The following is a 25,586-nucleotide window of genomic DNA, read 5'->3' on the forward strand; positions in this document are numbered from 1 at the left end:
CCAGGCCGCCGTCCACGGGATGACTGGACGGTGACCTGCCCGCGCCGCACCGTGGGGACGGGGGCGGCGCGCACCACCCGGCCGGGTGGGGTACCTCTGGAGCGGAGAGGAACCCCACCCGGCCGGGCCGGTGTCCGGGCCACCGGCGCCTTCGCGAAAGCCCCGGCCGACCGGTGGCCGGAATGCCGGGCGCCGTTGCGAAAGCGGCCGGGTCACACGTTCTGGCCGTTGCCGCCGCCCGAGGACACCTTGATGCCCTTGGTGACGTCGTCGATGACGGACTGCGGCTGACCGACGTCCACGCCGAAGCGGACGAGGACCATCCGCCCGGGGTCGGCGGGGGAGGGGAAGGCCAGCGACTCGACATAGCCGTCGGCCCCCTTGCTGGTGACCGCCTTCCAGCGCACCAGATAGCCCTTCTGCCCGGCCACGGTCACTTCCCGGGAGGCCAGCACCTGGTGCGAGGTGATCCCGCCGTAGGTTTTGCCGCCGTAGGACCGCTGCGCGTTCGCCGCGATGTCCGCCTTCGCGACCTCCTCGGCCGTGCCGCCCCGGGTGCCGAAGGCCTGCGCCGGCGCCGCGTACGCGCCACCCTTCGTGCAGCTCTGGGAGGTGTCCCCGGGGCACTTGTAGGAGTCGTTCGAGGTGATCTGGGCACCCACGGACAGTTCCTGGCCGTACCAGCCGTCCGGGATGGGCAGGCTGATACCGCTCAGCCCGTCGGTCACCGACCCGCTCCTGATCTTCGGTGCCTCGGACTGTCCGGGCGCCGGCGACTGGCCGTCGGAGCCGCCCGAACCGCCGGAGCCTCCCGACCCCCCCGAACCGCCGGGGCCGCCGTTCCCGCCGGGACCCCCGAACGGGCCGCCCCGACCGCCGGATCCGCCGTGCCCGCCCGGTCCCTGCTGGGATCCGGCGCGGTTGCCGCCGCCCCCGTCACCGTTGGTCAGCGCGTACACCCCGACACCGATGCTCGCCAGCACCGCCACGGCGGCGGCGACCGCGACACCCGTGCGCAGACCGCGGCGCGGCGCCACCGGCGGCTGGGCGGGATACCCCGGATAGCCGGGATGGGCCGGGTACGCCGGGTAGCCCCCGGCGGCCGGCGGCTGCACCGGGGGACCCCATACGGCGGCCGTCCCGGCGGGGCGGGTCTGGTCCGTCCATGCCCTGCCGTCCCACCAGCGCTCGGTGGCGGGGCCGTCACTTGTCTGCCCCGGGTCGGGGTACCACCCGGGAGGAGTCACCTGCGTCATGCCCCCACCGTATGAGGCGTCGGTGAAAGCCCGATGAGAGGGCCCCGTTCCGCCGTACCCGCAAGCCCGCGCCGTACCCGAAAGCTCCCACCGTGACGCACCGTCCGCCCTGACGCAGTGTCGCGTCCTCCCCGAGCGGCGGGGCACTCCGTGAGCGCCAGGTCACTCCAGTACGAGCCGCACGGGCGGCCGCGTCGCGGGCGCGGGCAGCCGCAGGCCGTCACGGCCGGGGGTCAGGGAGCCGAGCACGCTGGGACGGCGGGCGCCGGTGCTCGCCGGCTCGGTGGCCGCCAGGCCGTGCACCGTCAGGAAGCCGAGCACGGCGAACGCGTAGGCCTCCTTGGCGTCCGAGGGCAGTCCGAGCTCGTCCGAGGTGCGCAGGGGCACGCCCGGCAACTCGGCGGCGAGCATCCCCATGAGCGTCGGATTGCGCGTGCCGCCGCCCGAGGCGATCACCTCGGTGGCGCCCACCGACCGTATGGCGTCCGCGACCGTACGGGCCGTCAGCCGGGTGAGCGTGGCGATGACGTCCTCGGCGGTGAGCCGCCCGAATCCGGCCAGCGCGTCCTGCAGATAGCCGAGGTGGAACATCTCCTTGCCGGTGGTCTTCGGCGCGGGCAGCGCGTAGTACGGCTCGTCGAGCAGCCGGCGCAGCAGCGGCTCGTGCACGCTGCCCGCGGCGGCCAGGGCGCCGTCGGTGTCGCAGGACAGGCGCCCGCCGCTGAAGCCGCGGGCCGCCGCGTCGATCAGCGCGCAGGCCGGACCGGTGTCGAAGGCCGTGCCGTCGGGCGCCGTGAGGTTGCCGATGCCGCCGAGGTTGAGCGCGACCGGGGTGCCCGGCCGGCCGCGCAGCCACAGCAGGTCGACCAGGCTGACCAGCGGTGCGCCCTGGCCACCGGCGGCGATGTCCCGCGGGCGGAAGTCGGCGACGACGGGCAGGCCGGTCTCCTCGGCGATCCACGCGGGCTGCCCCAGCTGAAGCGTCCCGTGTGCCCGGCCGCCGACCACCCAGTGGAACACCGTCTGCCCGTGCGAGGCGACCAACTCCGCCCGCCCGCCGCACAGTTCCCGGTTGGCCCGCCCGGCGACGCGCGCGAAGGCCTGCCCGATCCGGGTGTCCAGTCGGCACACCTCGGCCAGCGAGGTCGCCGCCGGGGGCAGCGCCGCCGCCAGCGCCTGCCGCAACTCCTCGTCGTACCGCTCACCGACCATCCCGAGCGGCTTGAGCACCAGTCCGTCGTCGACGAGGCTCAGGTCGGCCGCCGCCGCGTCGACCGCGTCGTACGACGTCCCGGACATCAGGCCGATCACGCGCACCGCTCACCACTCCTTCCGCGCGGGGCCCGGGCCAGGGCGAGCAGGCTCACCGCGCACGTGGCCGCCGCGTAGTACCCGGGCACGTCCACGTTCCCGGTCCGCTCGACCGTCTTCGTGATGACAACCCCGGCGCAGCCCGAGAACACCGCATTGGACAGGGCGTAGGCAAGTCCCAGCCCGGTGTGGCGCACACCTGTGGGGAACATTTCCGAGAGCATCGCCGGACCGGGCCCGGCCATCAGGCCCACGACGGCACCGGCGGCCCACAGCGCGCTCCCCTTCACAGCCGGGGAAACGCCGGTGTCCCGCAGAAGGTTGAGCAGCGGCACCGCCAGCACCACCACCAGCGCCGCTCCCGCCAGCATCACCGGTCGCCGTCCGACGCGGTCGCTGAGCGCTCCCGCCGGGACGACGGTGACGGCGAACCCAAGGTTGGCGAGCACCGTGGCGATCAGCGCCTGCCGGAAACCCGTGTGCAGGGTGCTCTGCAGATACGACGGCAGCACGACCAGGAAGGTGTACCCGGCCGCCGACCAGCCCATGACGCGCGCGGCACCGTGCACGACGGCCCGCACCAGGGCCGGCGCGGGCGGCCTCGGCAGCGCCCGCGCCCGGCGGAACGGCGGCGTCTCGTCCAGCCGCAGCCTCAGCCACAGCGCCACGAACCCCAGCGGCAGCGCCGGCAGGAACGGCAACCGCCAGCCCCACGCATACAGCTGATCCTCGGTCAGCAGCGAGGCGAGCAGGGCCGCCGCACCCGCGCCACCCAGCAGCCCCAGCGCCACCGTGAACGACTGCCACGAGCCGTACAGCCCCCGTCGGCCCGGGGGCGCGAACTCGGTCATCAGCGCCACCGCACCACCGAACTCGCCGCCCGCGGACAGGCCTTGGACGATCCTGAGCGCGGTCAGCAGCCACGGGGCCGCGGCGCCCGCCGTGTCGTACGTGGGCAGCGCCCCGATCAGCGTCGTCGCGCCCGTCATCAGCGTGATCACCAGGACCAGTACCGGGCGCCGCCCGATCCGGTCGCCGAGCCGGCCGAACAGTGCGGCGCCGACCGGCCGGAAGAAGAACGCCAGCGCGAAAGCCGCGTACGTGCGTGCCAGGCCCTCCGCCGCGCCACCGCCCTGCGGGGTGAAGAACCGCGCCGCGATCACGGTCGCGAGGAAGCCGTACACCCCGAACTCGTACCACTCGGCGAAGTTGCCCACCGAGCCCGCGAGCAGGGCCCGCACGGACGACGCCTCCGGTGCCGTCCGCGGCCGCGGAAGAGCCGGCTCCCCTTCGAGATCTGTTGACACGTCACATCCTTTGCCCACGCAGGTCACAGCGCCTGTCACGGCCCCCCGGCGGCGTCCGCCCGCACCAACCGTCACCCGTCATGGCAACAGGTGCCGGGACCGCCCTCCACATCGGCAGCCCGACGACTACGCTCAAGGTCTGTACGTCGTTCGGGCGACTTGGGGAGGTAGCGGGATGACGCAGGGACGGCCGGACGGGGCCGCGTCGGCTTCCCTGTGGGAGCGCGACGAGGAACTCGACGCCGTCGTACGGGCGGTGGACGTCCTGTGCACCGACCGCTCGTCCTCGGGCAGCCTGCTCCTCTTCCAGGGCGACGCGGGACTCGGCAAGACCGCGCTGCTGGCTCAGACGCGCCGCATCGCCGAACGGCACGGCGCCACGGTGTGGTCGGCGCGCGGCGCCGAGACCCTCAGGTCCGTCCCCTTCAACGTCGTACGGCAGTTGCTGCAGCCCGCGCTGATGGCGCTGATGCCGGAGGAGGCCCGCGAGTACCTGGGCGACTGGTACGACATCGCCGGGCCCGCCCTCGGCATCGCGGACCCCGGCAACCGCCAGGCGGACCCCCAGGGGGTGTGCGACGGCCTGGTGGCCGCGGTGCGCCGACTGGCCCGACGCCAGTGGCCGCTGGTGCTGCTCGTCGACGACGCCCACTGGGCCGACCAGGAGACCCTGCGCTGGCTCGCCGCGTTCGCCGAACGCCTCGACGACCTGCCCGTACTGGTCGTGGTGACCCGCAGGCCCGGCGAGGCCGGCGGCGAAGACGCCCGCCACCTCGACACGGTCGCCGCCGCCGCGGGCGTGAGCACGCTGGACGCCCTCACCCCGGCCGCCACCGCCGGGCTCACCCGCGCCACGCTCGGCCCGCACGCCGACGCCCCCTTCTGCCGGGAGGTGTGGGCGGTCACCGGTGGCAACCCGTACGAGACCGTGGAGCTCATCGCCAAGGTGCAGGACAGCGAGCTCGAACCCGTCGAGGCCCGGGCCGGCGAACTGCGCGCCCTGAACCGCTCGGCCCGCGGCGGCGGCCTCGTCACCCGGCTGGAGGGCCTCGGCATCGACGCCACCCGGTTCGCCTGGGCCGCCGCCATCCTCGGAACCGGCATCTCCGTGGACCTGGTCGCGCGTCTGGCCACCATGGGCCGCGACGAGGCCGAGCGCTGCGCCGAACTCCTGCGCGGCGCCCGCATCCTCACCGAAGCCGACCCGGCGACCACGCGGTCCGGCCCCGGGGAGCTGGAGTTCGTGCACCCGCTGATCGCCACCGCCGTCTACAACTCCATCCCGGACGCCCTGCGCACCGCCATGCACGGCATCGCCGCCCAGGTCGTCACCGACTGCGGGTTCGGCGCCGCCGCGGCCTCCCGGCACCTGCTCCAGGTGCATCCGGACGACGACGAGGAACTCGTCGGACAACTGCGCCAGGCCGCCCGCGAACACCTCGCCGTCGGCGCCCCCGACGCCGCCCGCCGCTGCCTGGAACGGGCCCTGCTGGAACCGCCCACCCCCGCGGTCCACGCGCGCGTGCTCTACGAACTGGGCTGCGCCACCCTCCTGACAGCGCCCGCCACCACCATCGAGCACCTCGGAAAAGCGCTGAGCATGCCCGGTCTCGACGGCGACACGCGCGTGGACGCCGTCTGGCGCCTGTCGCAGGCACTGCTCCACAACGACCAGCTGGAGGAGGCCGTCCGCACCGTCGAGGCGGAGGCCGCCCGCCACGAACCCGGGCCCACCCGAATGCGGCTGCAGGCCGTGCAGTACATGTGGGAGGGCATCCACGCGGGCGAGACCGGCTCGCCGGACCGCTCCGAGCGGCTCGCCGAACTCGCCCGGCACTGCACCGGACGCGACAACTCCGAGCGCGCCCTGCTGATCCTGCGCGGCTTCGACGCCATGGCCCGCGGGGAGAACGCCGAGGCGGTCGTCGAAGTGTCCGACCGGGCCCTCGTCAACGGCCGCCTCGCCCCCGGACTCGGCTGGACCGACCCGGAGTGGGGCATCGAACTGCTGCTGATGCTGGCCGGCACCTACGCCTACAGCGACCGCCTCGACCGCGCCGAGGCCCTCTACACCGAGGCCCTGCGCGCCTACGAGAGCGCCGGCTGGAGCGGCGGCCACCTCGCCCTCGCCCATGCCTACGTCGGTCTCGGCCACCGCAGGCGCGGCCGGCTCAGGGAGGCCGAGACGGCCCTGCGCGAGTCGCTCCGGCTCGCCGAGCGCGTCGGCCGCGGACTGCCCCTGTACTGGACCGCCACCTGCAACCTCGTCGACACCCTGCTCGCCCGCGGGCACGTCGAGGAGGCCTGGGCGGTCGCCGAGCAGTACGGGTTCGCCCCGCCCTACCCGTCCACCATCGTGATTCCCGATCCCCGCTCCGTGCGCGGCAGGCTGCTGCTGGCCGTCGGCCGCACCAAGGAAGGCGTCAACGAACTGGAGGCCGCCGAGAAGGCGGCGGCCGCCCGCGGCCATCACAACCCGGTGATGGTGCCCTGGGCGGTCGACCTCGCCCGCGCCCTCGCCACCGAGGACCCGGCGCGGGCGGCCCAACTCGCCTCGGAGGTCCGCCGCCGGGCCGGGCGCTTCGGCACGGACACCGCCATCGGGGAGGCCCTGCGCTGCGCCGCCGCCCTGGAGACCGGCCGGCGCGCGGTCCGCCTGGCCGCGCGGGCCGTCGCCTACCTGGAGGCCTCACCCTGCCAGTACGAACACGCGGCCGCCCGCGTCGAGTTCGGCATCGCCGCCCGCTCCGTCGCCGAGCTCAACCGGGGACTGGCGCTGGCCCGTTCGTGCGGTGCGGACGGGCTGGTGGCACAGGCGCGGGACGTGCTGGAGACGGGGAGCGGGCTGCGGTAGGACCTGGGGCATAGGCATACGGCTCGCTGTATGCGGTGGGCCCGACGGCGTTGCGGTGGACCGTACGCGGTCCAGCGCATGTGCTGCTCCGCATGTGCTGCCCCGAGGACCTCGCGCCGGGTATGCGGTTCGGCGGCCGGGGCCCGGGTACCCGGCGGCCGTAGTACGGGACGGAGTCCGACGCCGTACGACGGAGGGAGCGCAGGGCGATGAAGGCAGTGACGTGGCAGGGCAAGCGTGACGTGCGCGTGGACGACGTGCCCGATCCAAAGATCCAGGAGCCGACGGACGCCGTCATCCGGATCACCTCCACCGGCCTGTGCGGTTCCGATCTGCACCTGTACGAGGTCCTCACCCCGTTCATGACCCCCGGCGACATCCTCGGCCACGAGCCGATCGGCGTCGTCGAGGAGGTCGGCCCGGAGGTGCGGAACCTGAGCCCGGGAGACCGGGTGGTGGTGCCCTTCCAGATCTCCTGCGGGCACTGCTTCATGTGCTCGGCCGGCCTGCAGACCCAGTGCGAGACCACCCAGGTCACCAGTGAGGGCATGGGCGCCGCCCTGTTCGGCTACACCCGCCTGTACGGCGCGGTACCCGGCGCCCAGGCCGAGTACCTGCGTGTTCCGCAGGCGCACTACGGCCCGATCAAGGTGCCCGAGGGGCCTTCCGACGACCGCTTCGTCTACCTCTCCGACGTGCTGCCCACCGCCTGGCAGGCGGTGGCCTACGCCGACGTTCCGCGTGGCGGCACCGTGGCCGTGCTGGGCCTCGGGCCCATCGGCGACATGGCCTGCCGGATCGCCCTGGCGCGCGGTGCCGAGCGCGTGTTCGGTGTGGACCTGGTCCCGGAGCGGCTGGCCCGGGCGCGCCGGCGCGGCGTGGAGACCTACGACCTGCGTGGCTTCGACAACGAGAAGGAACTGGTCGCCACGATCCACGACGAGACGGAGGGGCGCGGCCCCGACGCCGTGATCGACGCGGTCGGTACCGAGGCGCACGGCAGCGTGGTCGCCCGCCTCGCCCAGCAGGCCTCCGCGATGCTGCCGCGCGCCCTGAGCGGGCCGCTCGCGGAACGCTTCAGCGTCGACCGGCTCGCCGCCCTCCACACCGCGATCGAGCTGGTGCGCCGCGGCGGCACGCTCTCCCTCGTCGGTGTCTACGGCGGCACCGCGGACCCGATGCCGATGCTCACCCTCTTCGACAAGCAGATCCAGATGCGCATGGGCCAGGCCAACGTCCGCCACTGGAGCGACGAGATCCTGCCGTATCTGACGGACGAGGACCCGCTCGGCGTCGACGACTTCGCCACGCACCGGCTGCCGCTGTCGGAGGCGCCGCACGCCTACGACATGTTCCAGCACAAGCAGGACGGGGCGATCAAGATCCTGATGTCGCCGTGACGCCGTGACGCCGTAGCGCCGTAACGACATGACGACGTGAGGACCCGAAGCGGGACCGGGTGACCTGCGGCGTGTGGGCCGGGCGCCCGGGCGGGGCAAGGTGTCAGGGGCTGGAGCCGAGGATCTCCGCAAGGTCGTAGCGCACCGGCTCCTCCAGCTGGGCGTAGGTGCAGCTCTCCGGGGTCCGGTCCGGGCGCCAGCGGCGGAAGCGGGCCGTGTGTCGGAAGCGGGCCCCGTTCTCCATGTGGTCGTATGCCACCTCGGCCACCCGCTCGGGCCGCAGCGGCACCCAGGACAGGTCCTTCTTGCCCGACCAGCGGCTGGGCGCGCCCGGCAGCCGGGCCGTCTCGTGGGCGGCCTCGTCCGACCAGGCCGCCCACGGGTGACCTGCGACATCATCCATGCGCAGCGGTTCCAGCTCCGCCACCAGCTCGGTTCGTCGCTTCATCGGGAAGGCGGCCGACACGCCCACGTGCTGCAGGCGGCCCCGGTCGTCGTACAGACCGAGCAGCAGCGAGCCGACCACCGGGCCGCTCTTGTGATGGCGGTAGCCGGCGACGACCACGTCCGCCGTGCGCTCGTGCTTGATCTTGAACATGGCGCGCTCGTCCTGGAGGTAGCGCAGACCGAGCGGCTTGGCGATCACCCCGTCCAGACCCGCCCCCTCGTAGTGCTCGAACCACTGCTGTGCCACGTCGATGTCGGTTGTCGCCGGGGCCACGTGAACCGGGGCCGTGACCCCCTCCAGCGCCCGCACCATGAGCGCCCTGCGGTCGGCCAGCGGCACGTCCAGCAGCGACTGAGCGTCCAGTGCAAGCAGGTCGAAGGCCACGAAGGAGGACGGTGTCCTCTCCGCGAGCATGCGCACCCGGGAGTCCGCCGGGTGGATGCGCTCGGTCAGCGCGTCGAAGTCCAGCCGCCCCTCCCGCGCGATCACGATCTCCCCGTCCAGTACGCAGCGCTCGGGCAACCGCTCCTTCAGTGCCCCCACCAGCTCCGGGAAATACCTGGTCAGCGGCTTGCCGGTGCGGCTGCCGAGTTCCACCTCGGCCCCGTCGCGGAACACGATCGCCCGGAACCCGTCCCACTTCGCCTCGTACTGCATGTCCGGCGGGATCTTCGCCACGGACTTGGCGAGCATCGGCTTCACGGGCGGCATCACCGGCAGATCCATGCACAAGATTCTGCTCGCACATGCCACCTTTCGCCCGGTGTGCGAGGCATGCGCCGGGCGCCTACCGTGGCTCGCATGGGCGATGCGGTGGAACTGGAGGTGGGCGGCCGGACCGTACGGCTGTCCAGCCCGGACAAGGTGTTCTTCCCGGAACGCGGCTTCACCAAGCTGGACGTCGCCCGCTACTACCAGGCGGTCGCCCCCGGCATCCTGCGCGCCCTGCACAACCGCCCCACCACCCTGGAGCGCTACCCGGACGGCATCACCGGCGAGTGGTTCTACCAGAAGCGGGCGCCCAAGGGCATGCCCGACTGGATCCCCACGGCGCACATCACGTTCCCCAGCGGCCGCAGCGCCGACGAGATGTGCCCCTCCGAGGAGGCGGCCGCGGTGTGGGCCGCCCAGTACGGCACGCTCACCTTCCATCCCTGGCCGGTGCGCCGCGACGACGTCGACCACCCCGACGAGCTCCGCATCGACCTCGACCCGCAGCCCGGCACCGACTACCGGGACGCCGTCCGTGCCGCCCACGAACTGCGTGCCGTGCTCGAGGAGTTCGGTGGTCTGCGGGGCTGGCCCAAGACCTCCGGCGGCCGCGGACTGCACGTCTTCGTGCCCGTACTGCCGCACTGGACCTTCACCCAGGTACGGCGCGCGGCCATCGCGGTGGGGCGGGAGATGGAGCGCCGGATGCCGGAGCAGGTGACCATCAAGTGGTGGAAGGAGGAGCGGGGCGCGCGCATCTTCATCGACTACAACCAGACCGCCCGGGACCGGACCATCGCCTCCGCCTACTCCCTCCGTGCCCGCCCGCACGCGCCCGTTTCGGCCCCTCTGCGCTGGGACGAGGTCGGTGACGCCCATCCGCGGGACTTCGACCTGGCGACCATGCCGGAACGATTTGCCGAACTCGGCGACGTGCACGCCGACATGGACCGGCACGCCTTCTCCCTCGAAGCCCTGCTGGAGCTGGCCGCGAAGGACGAACGCGATCACGGCCTCGGCGATCTGCCCTATCCGCCCGAGTATCCGAAGATGCCGGGCGAGCCGAAGCGGGTGCAGCCGAGCCGGGCCAGGAAGGGGGGTCCGGCCGCCACCTGACCGCCGGCTCCCGCAGACGCCCGCGATGCCCGGCAGCGCTCTCACGGCCGTGTCCGGCCCGGGGCTATCCTGATCCCCAACCGCCGGTGAGGAGCGCCGAATTGACCGAGACAGCGTCGCGTCCCACGCTGGAGGCCGTGGCCGCGCTGGCGGGAGTGTCCCGGGCCACGGTGTCCCGCGTGGTCAACGGCGCGCACGGGGTCACGGGGCCCCTCGTCGAGCGGGTCAGGCGGGCCGTGGAGGAACTCGGGTACGTGCCCAATCAGGCGGCCCGCAGCCTGGTGACGAAGCGGCACGACGCCGTGGCCGTCGTCATCGCCGAACCGGAGACCCGCGTCTTCGCCGACCCCTTCTTCGCGCTGCAACTGCGCGGCATCAGCAAGGAGTTGACGGCGCACGACTCACAGCTCGTGCTGCTGCTGAACGAAGGGCGTGACGACCACGCGCGGGTCGGGCGCTACCTCGCCGGCGGTCACGTCGACGGCGCCCTCGTCTTCTCGCTGCACCTCGACGACCCGCTGCCCGGCCTGATCCAGCGGGCCGGGATTCCGACCGTGTTCGGCGGGCGGCCCGGCTGGAGCGACGGCAGCAGCCGTACCGTGTACGTCGACAGCGACAACCGGGGTGGCGCCCGCGCGGCCGTACGGCACCTCGTCGGCCTCGGCCGGACCCGGATCGCGCACATCACCGGCGCCCTGGACCAGACGTCGGCGGTGGACCGGCTCGACGGATTCCGGGACGTCATGGAGGACGCCGATCCCCGGCTGATCATGGAGGGCGACTTCACTCCCGGCGGCGGGGAACGCGCCATGCGGGAACTCCTCGACCGGTGCCCCGACCTCGACGCCGTGTTCGCCGCCAACGATCTCACCGCCTCGGGTGCCCTGCGCGTGCTGCGCGAGCGCGGGCTGCGGGTGCCCGACGACGTGGCCGTGGTCGGCTTCGACGACATGCTGCCCGTCGCCGAGCAGACCGACCCGCCGCTGACGACGGTCCGTCAGGACATCGAGGAGATGGGGCGGCTGATGGCCTGCCTCCTGCTGCGCGGCATAGACCGGCGCGGTGCCCAGGAGAGGGTCGCAAGCGTGCCGTCCAGCGTCGTCCTGCCGACGACACTGGTCCGGCGCGCCTCCGCCTAAGGCGTGTCCGGGGTCAGCCCGACGCCGCGCCACGCCGTCCCGTACCGGCCGTGCGTTGGCCGCCCGCCCCGTCGTTCTTCCCTCAGGTCTGCTGCGGCGCGCTCTTGATGATCGCGAAGCGGGCCCCGTAGGGGTCGGCGAGTTTGGCGATGCGGCCGACGCCCTCGATGTCGGTCGCGGGCATCCGGACCGTGCCGCCGAGCTCCTGGGCCCTGGCTACGGTCGTGTCCGCGTCCGTGACCTCGAAGTACGGCAGCCAGTAAGGGCCGGCCTCCGCCTCGACCGGGTCGTCGGCGAGCGGGACCACACCGCCGAACATCGCGTCCTCGCCGCCCTCGGCGGGGTTGATGCAGGTGTACGTGCCGCCCGGGAAGGGCACCGCCGAGGTCTCCAGGCTCAGCACCTTGTGGTAGAACGCGGCCGCCGCCGCGATGTCCGGCGTGTACAGCTCCACCCAGCACAGCGAGCCGGGGTCGCCGGCCATGTCCACGCCCTTGGTCCGTCCCGGCTGCCAGATGCCGAACGGCACGCCGGCCGGGTCGGCGAGGACCGCCATGTGACCCTCGCCCATCACGTCCATGGGCGGGGCGAGCACCCGGCCGTGCGCCTGCTCGGCGGCCTTGGCGGTGGCCTCCGCGTCGGCGCTCTGGAAGTACACGTTCCAGGACGGCGGTCCCTGTTCCGCGGACGTCTGCATACCGCCGGCCACGGTCCTGCCGTCCAGCTGGAAGAAGCCGTAACCGCCGGCCTGCGGGCCCGCCGACTGGAACTGCCAGCCGAACAGACCGCCGTAGAAGGAGCGGGCGCCGTCGATGTCGGAGGTGCCGACATCGATCCAGTTCGGAGCGCCGTTGACGAAACGGGTGGTGAGCATACTTGCCCTCCTTCGAAGGGGCCCGTTGTCTGCACTGCCGAGTCTGGCACCGCCCACTGACAATCGCTGCCGGAGCGAGCCCGCGGCGTGGCGCTCCGGCGCCCGTCAACCCTGCCGACCGCCCCGGTCGACTTGCCGTTCTCCTCTCCGCGCGCCGCCGTGCGCGGGCGGTGTGTCCGGGGCGATCATCGGGGTGGCGGAGCTCCGGCGCGCCGCGTTGATGCGGCGTTGATCGAACGTTTTTCGCACCCCGGCACGATCTGGCTCATGCACTTCGAGACGATCACTCCGGACGACACCGCCTGGCAGGCCCGGGCCCTGTGCGCGCAGACGGGGGCGGACTTCTTCTTTCCCGAGCCGGGCAGTTCGGTGCGCGAGGCGAAGCGTATCTGCGGCATGTGCGAGATGCGCTCGGCCTGCCTGGAGTACGCGCTGCAGAACGACGAGCGGTTCGGCGTGTGGGGCGGTCTGTCCGAGAAGGAACGGCTGGCCCTGCGGCGGGCGGCGCCCTGAGGGCACGACGCCCGAGGCACGACGTCCCGGGGCCACGATGCCCCGAGGCACGACGCCCCGAGGCTCCGCCCCGCCGCGAACCGCTGACGCACCCGACCGGCCCGCACCGGCCGCCGCCGTCAGGCGCCGGACCGGGTCGCCATCCGCGCCTTGCGGGCCGCCAGCTTCTCGTCGAACTTCGCCGCCTCCGCGTCCAGGCCGCCCATGAACAGGCCGAGTTCCTCCTGTGCCTGGCACCCCTGCGGGCCGAGCCCGTCGATCTCCATGACCTTCAGGAAGCGGAGCACCGGCTGGAGCACGTCGTCGTGGTGGATGCGCAGGTTGTACACCTCACCGATGGCCATCTGGGCAGCGGCCCGCTCGAAGCCCGGGATGCTGTGACCCGGCATGCGGAAGTTCACCACCACGTCCCGCACCGCCTGCATGGTGAGGTCGGGGGCGATGTCGAACGCCGCCTTGAGCAGGTTGCGGTAAAAGATCATGTGCAGGTTCTCGTCGGTCGCGATGCGCGTCAGCATGCGGTCGCAGACCGGATCGCCGGACTGATGGCCGGTGTTGCGGTGCGAGATGCGGGTGGCGAGCTCCTGGAAGGCGACGTAGGCCACCGAGTGCAGCATCGAGTGGCGGTTGTCGGACTCGAAACCCTCACTCATGTGCGCCATGCGGAACTGTTCGAGCCGGTCCGGGTCGACCGCGCGCGAGGCGAGCAGGTAGTCGCGCATCACGATGCCGTGCCGGCCCTCCTCGGCCGTCCAGCGGTGCACCCAGGTGCCCCAGGCGCCGTCACGGCCGAAGAGCGTGGCGATCTCGTGGTGGTAGCTGGGGAGGTTGTCCTCGGTCAGCAGATTGACCACGAGGGCGATCCGGCCGACCTCGGTGACCTTGGACTGTTCCTTGTCCCAGGCCTCGCCGTCCTCGAAGAAGCGGGGGAAGTTGCGGCCCTCGCCCCAGGGCACGTACTCGTGCGGCATCCAGTCCTTGGCGACCTTCAGATGCCGGTTCAGCTCGTTCTCGACCACTTCCTCCAGCGCGTACAGAAGCCGCGCGTCGGACCAGACGGACGGGCTGCCGAGATGAGGGGAAGTGATCGTCACGGGAACTCCAGGGGACGTGCGGAAAAGCGGAATGACGGGGATCCGGCCGGCGAGCGGAGCCGGGAACCTACGGGATCGTAGGCTACGAAGCCGTAGGTTACGAAGCCGTAGGTTAAGCACGTCGTAAAAAATCGCTGATCAGGCCACCCGCTCCGAGCAGTTGGCGGGCGGCCCGAACCGGCCCCGAGACCCGCAGGTCCCGGGGCTGCCGCAGTGGTGCGTCGCGTCCGGTCAGGAGTACAGCTCGCGCATCCGCACCGAGAGGCAGGTCACACACCCCTCCAGCTTCTCGAACTCGCTGATGTCCACCACGACCACCTCGTGGCCGAGGCCGGTCAGCAGCTCGGCCGTCTTCGGCGCGCTCGCCGCCATCAGCAGCTTGCCGCCACCGAGCAGCACCACATGCCCGCCGGACTCCTCCGGCACCGGCAGGAAGCTCGGGTACAGCGACGGCGTGTCCACCTTCGGGATGTGGCCGATGACGGTGCCGTCGGGCAGCGCCGTCACGGCCGACTTCAGATGCAGCACCTTGCTCACCGGGACGGCGACGACCCGCGCCCCGAGCGGCTCGAAGGCGGCCCGCATCTGCTGCACGCCCGCCGCGTTGGTGCGCCCGCCGCGGCCCACGTAGATCGTGTCACGCACCTTCAGGACGTCACCGCCGTCCAGGGTGCCCGGCTCCCAGACCCAGTTCACCGAGCAGCCCAGACGGGCCACGGCCTCCTCGACCCCACCGGTCTCCGCGCGCCGGGACTCGGCGCCGGGCCGGGTGATCAGCGCGACGTTCCGGTACATCACGACCGTGTCCTCGACGAACACGGAGTCGGGGCAGTCGTCGGCCGGTTCGACCTCGATCGTCTCCCAGCCGTGGGTGCGCAGCGCCTCGACGTAGGCCTCCCACTGCCGCACCGCGAGCTCGACGTCGACCTTCTCCCGCTCGATATGAGTGACCAGGCCTTCGGCGAGGCGCGGGCTGGGGCGGCGGACGAGGGCCTTCTTGCTGGGCACGAGGGGTCTCCGTATCGGCGGGCTGCTTCCCGGTGCCGTCAGGGCACGGCACCGGTTCGCCATCATGCGTCACCGGTCGGCGCGGACAAAACCCCTCGTTGTCAGCCTGTGGCCCTCCTGAGACGCGCCGCCGGGTACGAGCCGGGTGTGTCCGGGCACCGGTGGCGGCGCGTTCGGGGATTCACCCGGCCTGCCGGGCGCGATGCCCGACCGCTTCCGGGTCCACTTCCCTCAGTTCTCCCTCCTCCAGCAGCAGCCAGCGCGTGATGCCGAGCGAGTCCAGGAACGGCAGGTCGTGGCTGGCCACCAGCAGCGCCCCCTCGTAGGACTCCAGGGCCGTGGTCAGCTGCCGGACGCTCGCCATGTCGAGGTTGTTCGTCGGCTCGTCGAGCATCAGCAGCTGCGGGGCGGGCTCGGCCAGCATCAGCGCGGCCAGCGCCGCCCGGAAGCGTTCGCCGCCGGACAGTGTCGCCGCCTTCTGGTCGGCCCGGGCGCCCCGGAACAGGAACCGCGCGAGGCGGGCCCGGATCCGGTTGTTGGTGGCGCCCGGTGCGAAACGGGCCACGTTCTCGGCGACGGTCCGCTCGCCGTCGAGGACGTCGAGCCGCTGTGGCAGGAACCGCAGCGGGACGTGCGCCGTGGCCTCGCCGGCCACCGGTGCGAGTTCCCCGGCGATGGTCCGCAGCAGGGTCGTCTTGCCCGCCCCGTTGCGTCCGATCAGCGCCACCCGCTCCGGGCCGCGAAGCTCGAGTCGGCCCTCGACACGTGCTCCGTACACCGGCTTCAGGTCCGTCAGCGTCAGGACGGTACGGCCCGGCGGTACGGCCGTGTACGGCAGGTCGACGCGGATCTCGTCGTCGTCCCGTACCGCCTCCACCGCCTCGTCCAGCCGCTCCCTGGCCTCGGCGAGCTTCTCCTCGTGCATGATGCGGTGCTTGCCCGCGGACTCCTGCGCGGCGCGCTTGCGGGCGCTCATGACGATCTTCGGCTCGCGCTTGCTGTCCCACATCTTCTGGCCGTACCTCTTGCGGCGGGCCAGCTTGACCTGGGCGTCGGCCAGTTCGCGCTTCTGCCTGCGCAGGTCTGCCCCGGCGACCCGCACCATGCGCTCGGCCGCCTCCTGCTCGGTGGCCCGAGCCTGCTCGTAGGCGGAGTAGTTCCCGCCGTACCAGGTGACCTCCCCCGAGTGCAGATCGGCGATCTGGTCGGCCAGTTCCAGCAGGTCGCGGTCGTGGCTGACCACGACCAGCACGCCCGGCCAGGACGCGACGGCCGCGTACAGCCGCCGGCGTGCGTACAGGTCGAGGTTGTTGGTGGGCTCGTCGAGGAGCAGCACGTCCGGGCGGCGCAGCAGCAGCGCGGCCAGGCGCAGCAACACGGACTCGCCACCGGAGATCTCGCCGACCGTGCGGTCCAACCCGACGTGCCCGAGGCCGAGTTCGCCGAGTGTGGCCAGGGCCCGCTCCTCTACGTCCCAGTCGTCACCGACGGTCTCGAAGTGCTTCTCGGCGACGTCGCCCGCCTCGATGGCGTGCAGCGCGGCCCGCCGGGCGGCGATGCCGAGCGCCTCGTCGACCCTCAGTGCGGTGTCGAGCGTGACGTTCTGCGGGAGATGGCCCACCTCGCCCGTGCTGCGGACGGTGCCGCCGGACGGGGTGAGCTCGCCCGCGATCAGCCTCAGCAGCGTCGACTTTCCCGAGCCGTTGACGCCGACGAGGCCGGTCCGGCCGGGGCCGAAGGCGACGTCGAGGCCGTCGAACACGGGCGTGCCGTCGGACCAGGTGAAGGACAGGGCGGTGCAGGTGATGGATGAAGACATGGGCGCCTCGCGAATGCTGGGTGCGGTCAGGGGCAAACGCGTGTCGAGACACCGCGAGGCGATGGGCCGGCGTGGGGAAGCAGGGCCACGGGCAGGAGAAGAGCCCTGGGCCGGATGTCCTTCAGGACGGCTCGGACGCCGAGGTCGCACGCGACGTGCACACCTGATCGGTGTGACGCGGTGTCTCAGGACCTCAGACGAGCAACGTCCTTCTCCAATCGACGGCAACAGGACCACTGTACACCGTATGAGGAGCCGGGACGGCTGTCAACGAATTAACGTGGGCCCCGGGCCCACCGTGCGAAGGAGGCCTCGTGCCCGACGGTTCGCTCTCGCTGCCGGCCCGGCTCTACCTGCTGGCCTGGGACACGACACGGCGGAAGATCACCGGCACCGCGCACCTGCACCACCTGGTCCGGGCCGGCGCGCTCACGGAGCTGGCCCAGCGCGGGTTGCTCGTCGACGACGAGGGCATCGCCACGCCCGTCGACCTCGACGCCCGCACCGGGGACCCCGTGCTCGACGGCCTCCTGGACCTGGTACGGGAGTCCCGGCCCCGCCGCTGGAAGACCTGGGTGACGCTGCGGGCCCGCTTCACTCTCGTGGCCGTGCGGGAGCAGCTGGCGGCCGAAGGGTATCTGCGCGCGGAGAAGCGGCGCGCGCTCGGCATCTTCCCGTCCGTGGACTACACCCTGCGGCGCGTCGCCGTCGCGGACGCCCTGCGCGAGGAGGCCCGCCAGGTCCTCGACGGAAGTGTCCCGGCCGCGGAGGTCTCCGACCGGGACGCGGCCGTCGTCGCCCTGGCGGCCGCGGCGGAGCTGCGCACCCTGCTGTCCGGCCGGGACCGCAGACGCCGCAAGGACCGCATCGAGGAGCTGACAGAACGCAGCGGGGCCGCGGCCCCGGCCCTGCGCAGGGTGGTACGCGAGGTGCGCACGGCGGTGATCGCGGCGGCGGCCGCCTCCGCCCCGGCGGGCGGCTGAGCCGAATCCGGCACCGACGTGACGGCCCGTCGAGGCGCAGACGGTTCGTCACCGAGGCGGTCGTGCACCCAATGCGTGCCGGTGACCCTCGCCGCCGTCGCGCGGATCGGAGCCGTCGTCGCCGGCCGGTCAGCGCCGATATTTCCGTACGGCGGGTGCCGACGCGTTTTCGTCCCCCGGGGCCGTCGACCCGGGGGCTGTGAAGGCGCTCGCGGGCGGAGTTGCCCCGCCTCCAGGGGACCGTGAAGGAGTTCGTCGGCGGTGTCGCCGCGCCTCCCGGAGGCTGTGCAAGGAGTTCGCCGGCGGTGTCGCCGTGCCGCTCGGCCTCATGGCCGTCGGGGTGCCCAGCCGGTCGCCGAGCCGGCCGAACTCGGCGTGGCGTGTGTCGGTACGGGACCGGTGTCGCCCAGGCCGCACGCTCCGGTCCGCCGCGCGGCGCGGGAGCTGCGGGGCGCGGGGACGTACGGGGCGGCGGCGGGCGGGCTCGACCACGGTGAGCTCGAGACGCTTTCGGCGGGGAGCCGTCAGCAGGCGTCCCGCATCAGCTCCGCCAGGTCGTGGTCCAGGTCGAGCTGCAGATGTTCCAGGCCGACGGGCACCAGGTCGCTCGAGGCCCGCAGGAAGCGCTGGATCTCACCGGTGCGCACGTGGACCACGGCCGTGCCCTCCGGCGCATGGAACTCCAGCACCGTGCGGTCGTAGCCGTACGGCCGCACCCGGACGTCCCCGTGGCCCTCGGGTTCCTCCAGACCGGCCGTCAGCAGTTCGCGGGCGAAGGTCCAGCAGACCTCCACGCCCTCCAGGGTGGCCGGGGCCGGGAAGGTCATGCGGACGGCGAACGGGTCGCGCCGGTCGTAGTGCAGCGTGGCGGGAATGCTGAGCATCCGCGGCGCGGCGGCGACGAGGCGGGCCTCCACGGGCTGCTCGATGACGGTGGACAACGCCTTGCTCCCTTGTGACGGCTGGACGGACGTCCGGGCGGATGAGGCCGGGCACTGGAAGAGACGACGGAATCAGCCAATCCGTGCACACGAACTGCGAGTGACCTCTGTCACCGCGTTCATGCATACGAGCGCCTCGGTTCACCTGGCCGTCGAAGGGCAGTGTGCCCTTCCGCCGTGGGAAACAAGGCAGTTGAACGCCGGTCGGCCGTCTGGACGGCGCCGGGGGAGTGGGTTAGCTTCCCCCGCCATGAGGCGCTTGGGGAACACGCGACGGACGAGGGCGACGACGCGAACGAGCCGGATGGTGGTCGCGGCGGTGGGCGCCGCGGTGCTGGCCGCCGCGGCTGCCCTCCCTGCACAGGCACGGACACAGGCTCAGGCACGGACACAGGCTCAGGACCAGCCATGGGCACAGCCTCAGGACCAGTCACGGGCCCAGGCTCAGGACCAGTCACGGGCGCAGGAGCGCCGGCAGCCGCACTGGCAGCTCACGGCCACCGGCACGCCCGACGTCCGCTTCCGCGGACTGTCCGCCGTGAGCCGCCGCACGGCCTGGGCGGCCGGCACCGGGGGCACCGTACTGCGCACCACCGACGGCGGCGCGACCTGGCGGAACGTCTCGCCGCCCGGCGCCGGGGAGTTGCAGTTCCGGGACGTCGAGGCCTCCGACGCACGGCGGGCCGTGGCGCTGGCGGTCGGCGAGGGCGAGGCGTCCCGGGTCTACCGCACCGAGGACGGCGGAGCGACCTGGACGGAATCCTTCCGCAACACCGACGCCCGGGCCTTCTACGACTGCCTGGCCTTCTTCGACCATCGCCACGGCCTGGCGGTGAGCGACCCCGTGGACGGCAGGTTCCGCATCCTGAGCACCAGCGACGGCGGCCGCTCCTGGACGGTGCTGCCGAGCGCCGGCATGCCGCCCGCACTGGACGGCGAGGCGGGCTTCGCCGCCGGCGGGCAGTGCCTGGTCGCCTCCGGACCGCGCGACGTCTGGCTCGCCACCGGCGGAGGCGCACACACGCGCGTGCTGCACTCCGCGGACCGCGGACTGACCTGGACGGCCACCGGCACGCCGATCCCCGCCGGAGACCCGGCCAAGGGCGTGTTCGCGCTCGCCTTCCGGGACCGCACGCACGGGCTCGCGGTCGGCGGCGACTACCGCGCCGGGCAGGCCTCCCCCGAGGCGGCCGTCGCGACCGCGGACGGCGGCCGCACCTGGCGGCCGTCGGCCACCCCGCCGCCCGCCTACCGCTCCGGCGTCTCCTGGCTCCCGCACAGCCGCGCCGCCGCCCTCGCCGTCGGCCCCACCGGAACCGATCTCACGACCGACGGCGGCCGCACCTGGCGAACGGTCGATCGCGGCTCGTACGACACCGTCGACTGCGCGGCGGACGCGGGCTGCTGGGCGGCCGGCGAGCAGGGCCGGGTCGCTCGACTGGCGGGATGATATCGCCCGATATGACGAACTGATTCAGTATGTGGATATCCGTTCATTGCACAGAGAGGAAGTGAACGGCATGCCACGCGGTTCCAGTTCCAAGCGCGAGCGTCAGTACGAGCACATCAAGAGCAGCGCGCAGGACCGGGGGGAGAGCACCGAACGCGCCAAGGAGATCGCCGCGCGCACGGTCAACAAGGAGCGTGCCCGCTCCGGCGAGTCGAAGACCGCCAGCCGCACCTCCACCCAGGACATGTCCTCCGGCAAGCGGGGCGGTCAGCGGTCGGGCAGGGGCTCCGAGGGACCCACCTACGACCAGCTCTACGAGGAGGCCAAGCGGCGCAACATCCACGGCCGCTCGGACATGAACAAGCAGCAGCTGCAGCGCGCGCTGGGCAGGGGCTGACCCGGGGCGCCGGGCAGGGGCGCGCTCGCGTCCGGCTGCGACCGCGAGCTCGCCCCGCCGTGCCGTCGGGCGCCCGCGGGGCCGTACGCTCGACACCACCATGACGACCGTACGCATCCCCGCGGGCTGGCCCGCGACCGAGGAAGAGGCCCGCGCCGTCCAGGACGAGTTGCGCGCACGCGTGGTGCTGGACGAGCCGGGGCCGCCGCCCGGCACGGGACACGTGACCGGAGTCGACGTCGCCTACGACGACGAACGCGACCTGGTCGCGGCCGCGGCCGTCGTGCTGGACGCGGCCGGTCTGACGGTCGTCGCCGAGGCCACCGCCGTCGGGCGGATCTCCTTCCCGTACGTGCCCGGACTGCTCGCCTTCCGTGAGATCCCCACCGTGCTCGCCGCCCTCGAAACCCTGCCGTGTCCGCCCGGCCTGGTCGTCTGCGACGGCTACGGGCTGGCCCATCCGCGGCGCTTCGGCCTCGCCGGCCACCTCGGCGTCCTGACCGGGCTGCCGACCATCGGCGTCGCCAAGAACCCCTTCACCTTCAGCTACGAGGAGCCCGCCGCCGCGCGCGGGAGCGCCTCCCCACTGCTCGCGGACACCGAGGAGGTCGGCCGCGCGCTGCGCACCCGGCACGGCGTCAAACCGGTCTACGTCTCCGTCGGCCACCGGGTGAGCCTGGACAACGCCTGCGGTCACACCCTCGCCCTCACCCCGGCCTACCGCCTGCCGGAGACGACCCGCCGGGCCGACGCCCTGTGCCGGCGGGCGCTTCAGGAGGCGACCACGCGCCAGTTGCCCACCTCCTGATACGCCGAGTCGTGGACGGCCGCCCCGTCCCCGGGTTCGAGGGTGTAGTGGCGGACGTTGCCGCCCCAGTACCGCAGGATGCGGCCGAGCTCGCCGGCCCGGTCCTCGGCCGTCGCCTTGTCGTCCAGCGTGAGTTCCAGAAGAAATCGCATGCTTCGATTTTTTCATTGAACTGCTTGTTGGCGGTTCTCCGGCCGTGCGCCGCGGCGCGCACGGCGAGCACGCGGAAAAGTCTCAAATGCGGGTGGTGAGCCGGGACTCGCTCCGACGGCTCGCCGCGACCCGGAAGGTGAGCCCCGCCGCGCGCAGCCGGCCGATCAGCGCGTCTGCCATGGCCACGGCCGTGGTGACCTGTCCGGCCGTCTCCGGCAGGTCGTCGAGGGCGAGCGACAGCGCCGACTCGGCGAACATCTTCGCCGTCTCGTCGTAGCCCGGGTCGCCGCCCGCCACCTCCGTGAACACCTGGCGTCCGCCGCCCTCGCCCACGAAGCGCACCGAGAACCAGCTCCTGGCGCGCCGCTCGGCGCTCGGTCCCTCACCGGGTTTGAGCCGACCGGACAACCAGCGCCGCGCGGGCGGAAGTTGGGCCGCGGCCGCGAGTGCGCCGACGGCCGCGGCCCCGCCCACCGCCACGGGCAGGTGCCGCACGGCCGCGTAGTGGCGGTAGCGGAAGTCGGGGCCGTAACGCTCCAGCGCCCTCGCCGACCGCCGGACGATCTGCGGGTCGAGGGTCGGCAGCGGCAGCGCCCAGGCACCGACCTCGTCGGCGAACCGCGGCGCACCCGTCGGCGCGGACACCCGCCGTCCCATCAGCCGCGGCTCGTGCCGCGCGCGGTCCCGCGCGGCGGCCCGGACCCGGCCGGGACGCCCGAACTGCCCCAGTGCCGAGGCGAACGTCCCGCCCGAGAAGGCCGCGTCCGCCCGGACGAATCCGTCCACGGTCAGTGGAACGCCCTCGGGCAGCTGCCCGACCGTGAAGTACACGCCCAGATCGTGGGGTACCGAGTCGAAGCCGCAGGCGTGCACCAGCCGCGCCCCGCTCTCCCGCGCGCGCGTGTCGTGCCGGACGTAGACCAGGTCCACGAACTCGGGCTCACCACAGAGGTCCAGGTAGTCCGCGCCGCTGTCCGCGCAGGCCGCGACGAGCTCCTCGCCGTGGCTCGCATAGGGGCCCACGGTGGTGGCCACCACGCGCGCCTGCCGCGCCAGGTCGCGCAGGGACGCCGGGTCGGCCGCGTCCGCCCGCAGCACCCCGATGGCGGAGCCGGCGGGCAGCCGGTCCCGGAGCTCCTCGAGCCTTCGCTCGCTGCGGCCGGCGATCGCCCAGCGCAGTCCCTCGGGGGCATGCGCGGCGAGGTACTCCGCGGTGAGCGTCCCGACGAAGCCGGTGGCCCCGAAGAGCACGACGTCATAGGGACGGTCCGTCCTTGCCAACCTGCTCATGACACCCCTCGGTCCACAGCACGCGCCGCCGTCGGTGGCCGAGGCTAGCGTGAGGGGGGCGGAGCCCGACACCACGGGGCACGACTTGGCTAAGCGCTTGCTCGTCCAGGTCTTGTGCCCGGTGAAACACGTTCTTAGCATCATCGGTGTCACACCGGTTGTGTCACGACGAGGGGGCTGGATGACAGCGGCACGGACGTCAGGACGCGACGGCCCGCTCACCGGCGTGCGCGTGGTCGAGCTGGCCGGTATCGGCCCCGGCCCGTTCGCCGCCATGCTCCTGGCCGACCTCGGCGCCGACGTCGTCCGCGTGGACCGCCCCGGCGGCTCGGCACTCGCGATCGACCCGGCGTACGACCTCACCAACCGCAACAAGCGCTCGGTGGTCGTCGACCTGAAGTCCGCCGACGGCCCGGCCGCCGTCCTCGACCTCGCCGAGCGCGCCGACATCCTGATCGAGGGCTACCGCCCCGGCGTCGCCGAGCGCCTCGGTGTCGGCCCCGAAGCCTGCCGGGCGCGCAACCCGCGACTGGTCTACGGCCGGATGACCGGCTGGGGCCAGCATGGTCCCCTCGCCGAGCGCGCCGGGCACGACATCGCCTACATCGCCCCCACCGGCACCCTCGGCCTCATCGGCAGGCCCGAGGAGCCCCCGGCCGTCCCGGCCAATCTGGTCGGCGACTACGCGGGCGGCTCGCTCTACCTCGTCGTCGGTGTCCTCGCCGCCCTCCACCACGCGCGCGCGACCGGAGCCGGCCAGGTGGTGGACGCCGCCATCGTCGACGGCGCGTCCCACCTGGCCACGATGATCCACGGCATGCTCGCCGCGGGCGGCTGGCAGGACCGGCGCGGGGCCAACCTGCTCGACGGCGGCTGCCCGTACTACGGCACCTACGAGACGGCCGACGGGAAGCACATGGCGGTCGGAGCCCTGGAGCAGCAGTTCTACGACGAGTTCCTCGCCGTTCTCGGCCTGACGGACCACGCGGACGCCCGCAAGGACGTCACCCGCTGGGGTGAGCTCCGCGAGGCCGTCGCCGCCCGCTTCAAGTCCCGTACCCGGGACGAGTGGACGGCCCTGTTCGAGGACACCGACGCCTGCGTGGCGCCCGTGCTGTCGCTGCGCGAGGCCCCGCACCACCCGCACCTGGCCGCCCGCGGCACCTTCACCGACCACGCGGGTATCACCCAGCCCGCGCCCGCACCCCGCTTCTCCGCCACTCCGACCGAGGTCCGCACCGGCCCCGCCCGGCCGGGCTCCGGCACACGGGACGTGGCGCGGGACTGGGACGTACCCCGGCTCCTCGGCGAAGACGAACAGCACCAACAGCACGAACAACATGAGCAACACGAACAGGATGAACGGTACGAACAGGACGGCGTGCCGGGACCACGTCCTTGAGCGCGTCGCCGTGCCCCCGACGCCCGGGTCACCATGCTGAAGGGGGCTCTCATCGCCCCGCAAACCCTCATTGAAAGGCTTGTCAGTGAGCACCGAAGCGTACGTGTACGACGCGATCCGCACCCCGCGCGGGCGTGGCAAGGCGAACGGCGCCCTGCACGGCACGAAGCCCATCGACCTGGTCGTCGGCCTCATCCACGAGATCCGCGACCGCTTCCCCGGCCTCGACCCGGCCGCCGTCGACGACGTCGTGCTCGGCGTGGTGGGTCCGGTCGGCGACCAGGGCTCGGACATCGCCCGGATCGCCGCGATCGCCGCGGGCCTGCCCGACACGGTGGCGGGCGTCCAGGAGAACCGCTTCTGTGCCTCGGGCCTGGAGGCCGTCAACCTGGCCGCCGCGAAGGTCCGTTCGGGCTGGGAGGACCTCGTCCTGGCCGGCGGCGTCGAGTCGATGTCCCGCGTCCCGATGGCTTCCGACGGCGGCGCCTGGTTCAACGACCCGATGACCAACCTCGCGGTCAACTTCGTACCGCAGGGCATCGGCGCGGACCTCATCGCCACCCTCGGGGGTTTCTCCCGCCGGGACGTCGACGAGTACGCCGCCCTGTCGCAGGAGCGGGCGGCCACCGCCTGGAAGGAGGGCCGCTTCGACCGCTCCGTCGTCCCCGTGAAGGACCGCAACGGCCTCGTGGTCCTCGACCACGACGAGCACCTGCGCCCCGGCACCACCGCCGACTCCCTGGCGAAGCTCAAGCCGTCCTTCGCCGACATCGGCGAACTGGGCGGCTTCGACGCGGTCGCCCTGCAGAAGTACCACTGGGTGGAGAAGATCGACCACGTCCACCACGCGGGCAACTCCTCCGGCATCGTGGACGGTGCCTCTCTCGTCGCCATCGGCTCCCAGGAGGTCGGCGAGCGGTACGGGCTGCGGCCGCGGGCCCGGATCGTCTCCGCCGCCGTGTCCGGCTCGGAACCCACCATCATGCTGACCGGGCCCGCGCCCGCCACCCGCAAGGCGCTGGCCAAGGCCGGTCTGAGCATCGACGACATCGATCTCGTCGAGATCAACGAGGCGTTCGCCGCCGTCGTCCTGCGGTTCGTGAACGACATGGGCCTGTCCCTGGACAAGGTCAACGTCAACGGCGGTGCGATCGCCCTCGGCCACCCGCTCGGCGCCACCGGCGCCATGATCCTGGGCACCCTCGTCGACGAACTGGAACGTCAGGACAAGCGGTACGGACTTGCCACCCTGTGCGTGGGCGGCGGCATGGGCGTCGCGACGATCGTCGAGCGCGTCTGACCCCGGCGGAAC

At 72.9% G+C, this 25,586-nt stretch carries 22 protein-coding genes; 11 read left to right on the forward strand and 11 right to left on the reverse strand.

All coding sequences use genetic code 11. The features are described from left to right. Positions 1 to 212: 212 nt before the first annotated feature. From AB0A61_RS16910 to AB0A61_RS16920, 3 genes are all read right to left on the reverse strand, one after another. On the reverse strand, positions 213 to 1,256 hold the full coding sequence (locus AB0A61_RS16910; protein ID WP_361292332.1) for a DUF2510 domain-containing protein: 1,044 nt from the start codon (positions 1,254 to 1,256) through the stop codon (positions 213 to 215). 162 nt (positions 1,257 to 1,418) lie between these two features. After that, positions 1,419 to 2,573: an anhydro-N-acetylmuramic acid kinase gene (locus AB0A61_RS16915; protein ID WP_361292334.1), complete on the reverse strand. Its 1,155-nt coding sequence runs from the start codon at positions 2,571 to 2,573 to the stop codon at positions 1,419 to 1,421. Then, positions 2,564 to 3,808, reverse strand: coding sequence for an MFS transporter (locus AB0A61_RS16920; protein ID WP_361292440.1), 1,245 nt, complete (start codon positions 3,806 to 3,808; stop codon positions 2,564 to 2,566). The genes AB0A61_RS16915 and AB0A61_RS16920 overlap by 10 nt, the downstream gene beginning before the upstream one ends. Before the next feature lie 241 nt (positions 3,809 to 4,049). On the opposite strand from AB0A61_RS16920, the gene AB0A61_RS16925 reads away from it, so the two are divergent. Continuing rightward, positions 4,050 to 6,728, forward strand: a complete 2,679-nt coding sequence (locus tag AB0A61_RS16925) for an AAA family ATPase (RefSeq protein WP_361292336.1) — start codon at positions 4,050 to 4,052, stop codon at positions 6,726 to 6,728. A 209-nt stretch (positions 6,729 to 6,937) separates the two neighbouring features. Next, positions 6,938 to 8,128 (forward strand): zinc-dependent alcohol dehydrogenase, encoded by a 1,191-nt coding sequence (locus AB0A61_RS16930; protein ID WP_361292338.1) that lies wholly within the window; start codon positions 6,938 to 6,940, stop codon positions 8,126 to 8,128. Between the two features lie 103 nt (positions 8,129 to 8,231). Here the strand turns inward: AB0A61_RS16930 and AB0A61_RS16935 are convergent, their stop codons facing one another. Next, complete coding sequence (locus tag AB0A61_RS16935) at positions 8,232 to 9,302, reverse strand: ATP-dependent DNA ligase (RefSeq protein ID WP_361292340.1); 1,071 nt, start codon at positions 9,300 to 9,302, stop codon at positions 8,232 to 8,234. 75 nt (positions 9,303 to 9,377) lie between these two features. Here AB0A61_RS16935 and ligD point away from each other — a divergent pair, with 75 nt between their 5' ends. Both ligD and AB0A61_RS16945 read left to right on the forward strand, forming a co-directional pair. Next, positions 9,378 to 10,403 carry a non-homologous end-joining DNA ligase gene (gene ligD / locus AB0A61_RS16940; protein ID WP_361292342.1) on the forward strand — a complete coding sequence of 342 codons (1,026 nt, stop codon included), beginning with the start codon at positions 9,378 to 9,380 and terminating at the stop codon, positions 10,401 to 10,403. A 101-nt stretch (positions 10,404 to 10,504) separates the two neighbouring features. Then, positions 10,505 to 11,542: a LacI family DNA-binding transcriptional regulator gene (locus AB0A61_RS16945; protein WP_361292344.1), complete on the forward strand. Its 1,038-nt coding sequence runs from the start codon at positions 10,505 to 10,507 to the stop codon at positions 11,540 to 11,542. Between the two features lie 82 nt (positions 11,543 to 11,624). Here AB0A61_RS16945 and AB0A61_RS16950 read toward each other — a convergent pair whose 3' ends face one another. Next, on the reverse strand, positions 11,625 to 12,416 hold the full coding sequence (locus AB0A61_RS16950) for a VOC family protein (RefSeq protein WP_361292346.1): 792 nt from the start codon (positions 12,414 to 12,416) through the stop codon (positions 11,625 to 11,627). A gap of 267 nt (positions 12,417 to 12,683) precedes the next feature. On the opposite strand from AB0A61_RS16950, the gene AB0A61_RS16955 reads away from it, so the two are divergent. Further along, the gene (locus AB0A61_RS16955) at positions 12,684 to 12,929 is read left to right on the forward strand and encodes a WhiB family transcriptional regulator (protein ID WP_361292348.1); all 246 of its coding nucleotides are present in this window, start codon (positions 12,684 to 12,686) and stop codon (positions 12,927 to 12,929) included. 119 nt (positions 12,930 to 13,048) lie between these two features. Here the strand turns inward: AB0A61_RS16955 and AB0A61_RS16960 are convergent, their stop codons facing one another. The 3 genes from AB0A61_RS16960 to AB0A61_RS16970 form a co-directional block, all read right to left on the reverse strand. Beyond that, positions 13,049 to 14,023 carry an acyl-ACP desaturase gene (locus tag AB0A61_RS16960; protein WP_361292350.1) on the reverse strand — a complete coding sequence of 325 codons (975 nt, stop codon included), beginning with the start codon at positions 14,021 to 14,023 and terminating at the stop codon, positions 13,049 to 13,051. 231 nt (positions 14,024 to 14,254) lie between these two features. Continuing rightward, positions 14,255 to 15,031 carry a dimethylargininase gene (gene ddaH, locus AB0A61_RS16965; protein ID WP_361292352.1) on the reverse strand — a complete coding sequence of 259 codons (777 nt, stop codon included), beginning with the start codon at positions 15,029 to 15,031 and terminating at the stop codon, positions 14,255 to 14,257. Positions 15,032 to 15,212: 181 nt separating this feature from the next. Then, entirely contained in the window at positions 15,213 to 16,850 is a 1,638-nt protein-coding gene (locus AB0A61_RS16970) for an ABC-F family ATP-binding cassette domain-containing protein (RefSeq protein WP_361292354.1), read from the reverse strand. Between the two features lie 314 nt (positions 16,851 to 17,164). Here AB0A61_RS16970 and AB0A61_RS16975 point away from each other — a divergent pair, with 314 nt between their 5' ends. Continuing rightward, complete coding sequence (locus tag AB0A61_RS16975) at positions 17,165 to 17,833, forward strand: GPP34 family phosphoprotein (protein ID WP_361292356.1); 669 nt, start codon at positions 17,165 to 17,167, stop codon at positions 17,831 to 17,833. Between the two features lie 524 nt (positions 17,834 to 18,357). On the opposite strand, the gene AB0A61_RS16980 is transcribed toward AB0A61_RS16975, so the two are convergent. Then, positions 18,358 to 18,774 (reverse strand): SsgA family sporulation/cell division regulator, encoded by a 417-nt coding sequence (locus tag AB0A61_RS16980; protein WP_361292358.1) that lies wholly within the window; start codon positions 18,772 to 18,774, stop codon positions 18,358 to 18,360. A gap of 304 nt (positions 18,775 to 19,078) precedes the next feature. Between AB0A61_RS16980 and AB0A61_RS16985 the strand changes: the two genes are divergently transcribed. The 3 genes from AB0A61_RS16985 to AB0A61_RS16995 all read left to right on the forward strand — a co-directional run bounded on the left by AB0A61_RS16985 (position 19,079) and on the right by AB0A61_RS16995 (position 21,429). Next, the gene (locus AB0A61_RS16985) at positions 19,079 to 20,224 is read left to right on the forward strand and encodes an oxidoreductase (RefSeq protein WP_361292360.1); all 1,146 of its coding nucleotides are present in this window, start codon (positions 19,079 to 19,081) and stop codon (positions 20,222 to 20,224) included. 70 nt (positions 20,225 to 20,294) lie between these two features. Next, entirely contained in the window at positions 20,295 to 20,621 is a 327-nt protein-coding gene (locus tag AB0A61_RS16990) for a plasmid stabilization protein (protein ID WP_361292362.1), read from the forward strand. A 100-nt stretch (positions 20,622 to 20,721) separates the two neighbouring features. Then, positions 20,722 to 21,429 carry an endonuclease V gene (locus AB0A61_RS16995; protein WP_361292364.1) on the forward strand — a complete coding sequence of 236 codons (708 nt, stop codon included), beginning with the start codon at positions 20,722 to 20,724 and terminating at the stop codon, positions 21,427 to 21,429. Here AB0A61_RS16995 and AB0A61_RS17000 read toward each other — a convergent pair. After that, positions 21,393 to 21,581 (reverse strand): hypothetical protein, encoded by a 189-nt coding sequence (locus AB0A61_RS17000; RefSeq protein WP_361292366.1) that lies wholly within the window; start codon positions 21,579 to 21,581, stop codon positions 21,393 to 21,395. The genes AB0A61_RS16995 and AB0A61_RS17000 overlap by 37 nt on opposite strands. 82 nt (positions 21,582 to 21,663) lie before the next feature. Then, positions 21,664 to 22,872 carry a saccharopine dehydrogenase NADP-binding domain-containing protein gene (locus AB0A61_RS17005; protein WP_361292368.1) on the reverse strand — a complete coding sequence of 403 codons (1,209 nt, stop codon included), beginning with the start codon at positions 22,870 to 22,872 and terminating at the stop codon, positions 21,664 to 21,666. Between the two features lie 181 nt (positions 22,873 to 23,053). Between AB0A61_RS17005 and AB0A61_RS17010 the strand changes: the two genes are divergently transcribed. Next, positions 23,054 to 24,274: a CaiB/BaiF CoA-transferase family protein gene (locus tag AB0A61_RS17010; RefSeq protein WP_361292370.1), complete on the forward strand. Its 1,221-nt coding sequence runs from the start codon at positions 23,054 to 23,056 to the stop codon at positions 24,272 to 24,274. A gap of 85 nt (positions 24,275 to 24,359) precedes the next feature. Beyond that, entirely contained in the window at positions 24,360 to 25,574 is a 1,215-nt protein-coding gene (locus tag AB0A61_RS17015) for an acetyl-CoA C-acetyltransferase (protein WP_361292372.1), read from the forward strand. Positions 25,575 to 25,586 lie beyond the last annotated feature (12 nt).

The sequence above is a fragment of the Streptomyces sp. NPDC046197 genome (assembly GCF_040646295.1).
GTDB lineage: Bacteria > Actinomycetota > Actinomycetes > Streptomycetales > Streptomycetaceae > Streptomyces.

Bases quoted from the DNA above. Each gene is read 5' to 3' on its own strand.
- AB0A61_RS16910 (WP_361292332.1), bottom strand. From the start codon at position 1,256: ATGACGCAGGTGACTCCTCCCGGGTGGTACCCCGACCCGGGGCAGACA.
- AB0A61_RS16925 (WP_361292336.1), top strand. From the start codon at position 4,050: ATGACGCAGGGACGGCCGGACGGGGCCGCGTCGGCTTCCCTGTGGGAG.
- AB0A61_RS16930 (WP_361292338.1), top strand. From the start codon at position 6,938: ATGAAGGCAGTGACGTGGCAGGGCAAGCGTGACGTGCGCGTGGACGAC.
- AB0A61_RS16935 (WP_361292340.1), bottom strand. From the start codon at position 9,302: ATGGATCTGCCGGTGATGCCGCCCGTGAAGCCGATGCTCGCCAAGTCC.
- ligD (WP_361292342.1), top strand. From the start codon at position 9,378: ATGGGCGATGCGGTGGAACTGGAGGTGGGCGGCCGGACCGTACGGCTG.
- AB0A61_RS16950 (WP_361292346.1), bottom strand. From the start codon at position 12,416: ATGCTCACCACCCGTTTCGTCAACGGCGCTCCGAACTGGATCGATGTC.
- AB0A61_RS16955 (WP_361292348.1), top strand. From the start codon at position 12,684: ATGCACTTCGAGACGATCACTCCGGACGACACCGCCTGGCAGGCCCGG.
- AB0A61_RS16970 (WP_361292354.1), bottom strand. From the start codon at position 16,850: ATGTCTTCATCCATCACCTGCACCGCCCTGTCCTTCACCTGGTCCGAC.
- AB0A61_RS16985 (WP_361292360.1), top strand. From the start codon at position 19,079: ATGGTGGTCGCGGCGGTGGGCGCCGCGGTGCTGGCCGCCGCGGCTGCC.
- AB0A61_RS16990 (WP_361292362.1), top strand. From the start codon at position 20,295: ATGCCACGCGGTTCCAGTTCCAAGCGCGAGCGTCAGTACGAGCACATC.
- AB0A61_RS16995 (WP_361292364.1), top strand. From the start codon at position 20,722: ATGACGACCGTACGCATCCCCGCGGGCTGGCCCGCGACCGAGGAAGAG.
- AB0A61_RS17000 (WP_361292366.1), bottom strand. From the start codon at position 21,581: ATGCGATTTCTTCTGGAACTCACGCTGGACGACAAGGCGACGGCCGAG.
- AB0A61_RS17005 (WP_361292368.1), bottom strand. From the start codon at position 22,872: ATGAGCAGGTTGGCAAGGACGGACCGTCCCTATGACGTCGTGCTCTTC.
- AB0A61_RS17010 (WP_361292370.1), top strand. From the start codon at position 23,054: ATGACAGCGGCACGGACGTCAGGACGCGACGGCCCGCTCACCGGCGTG.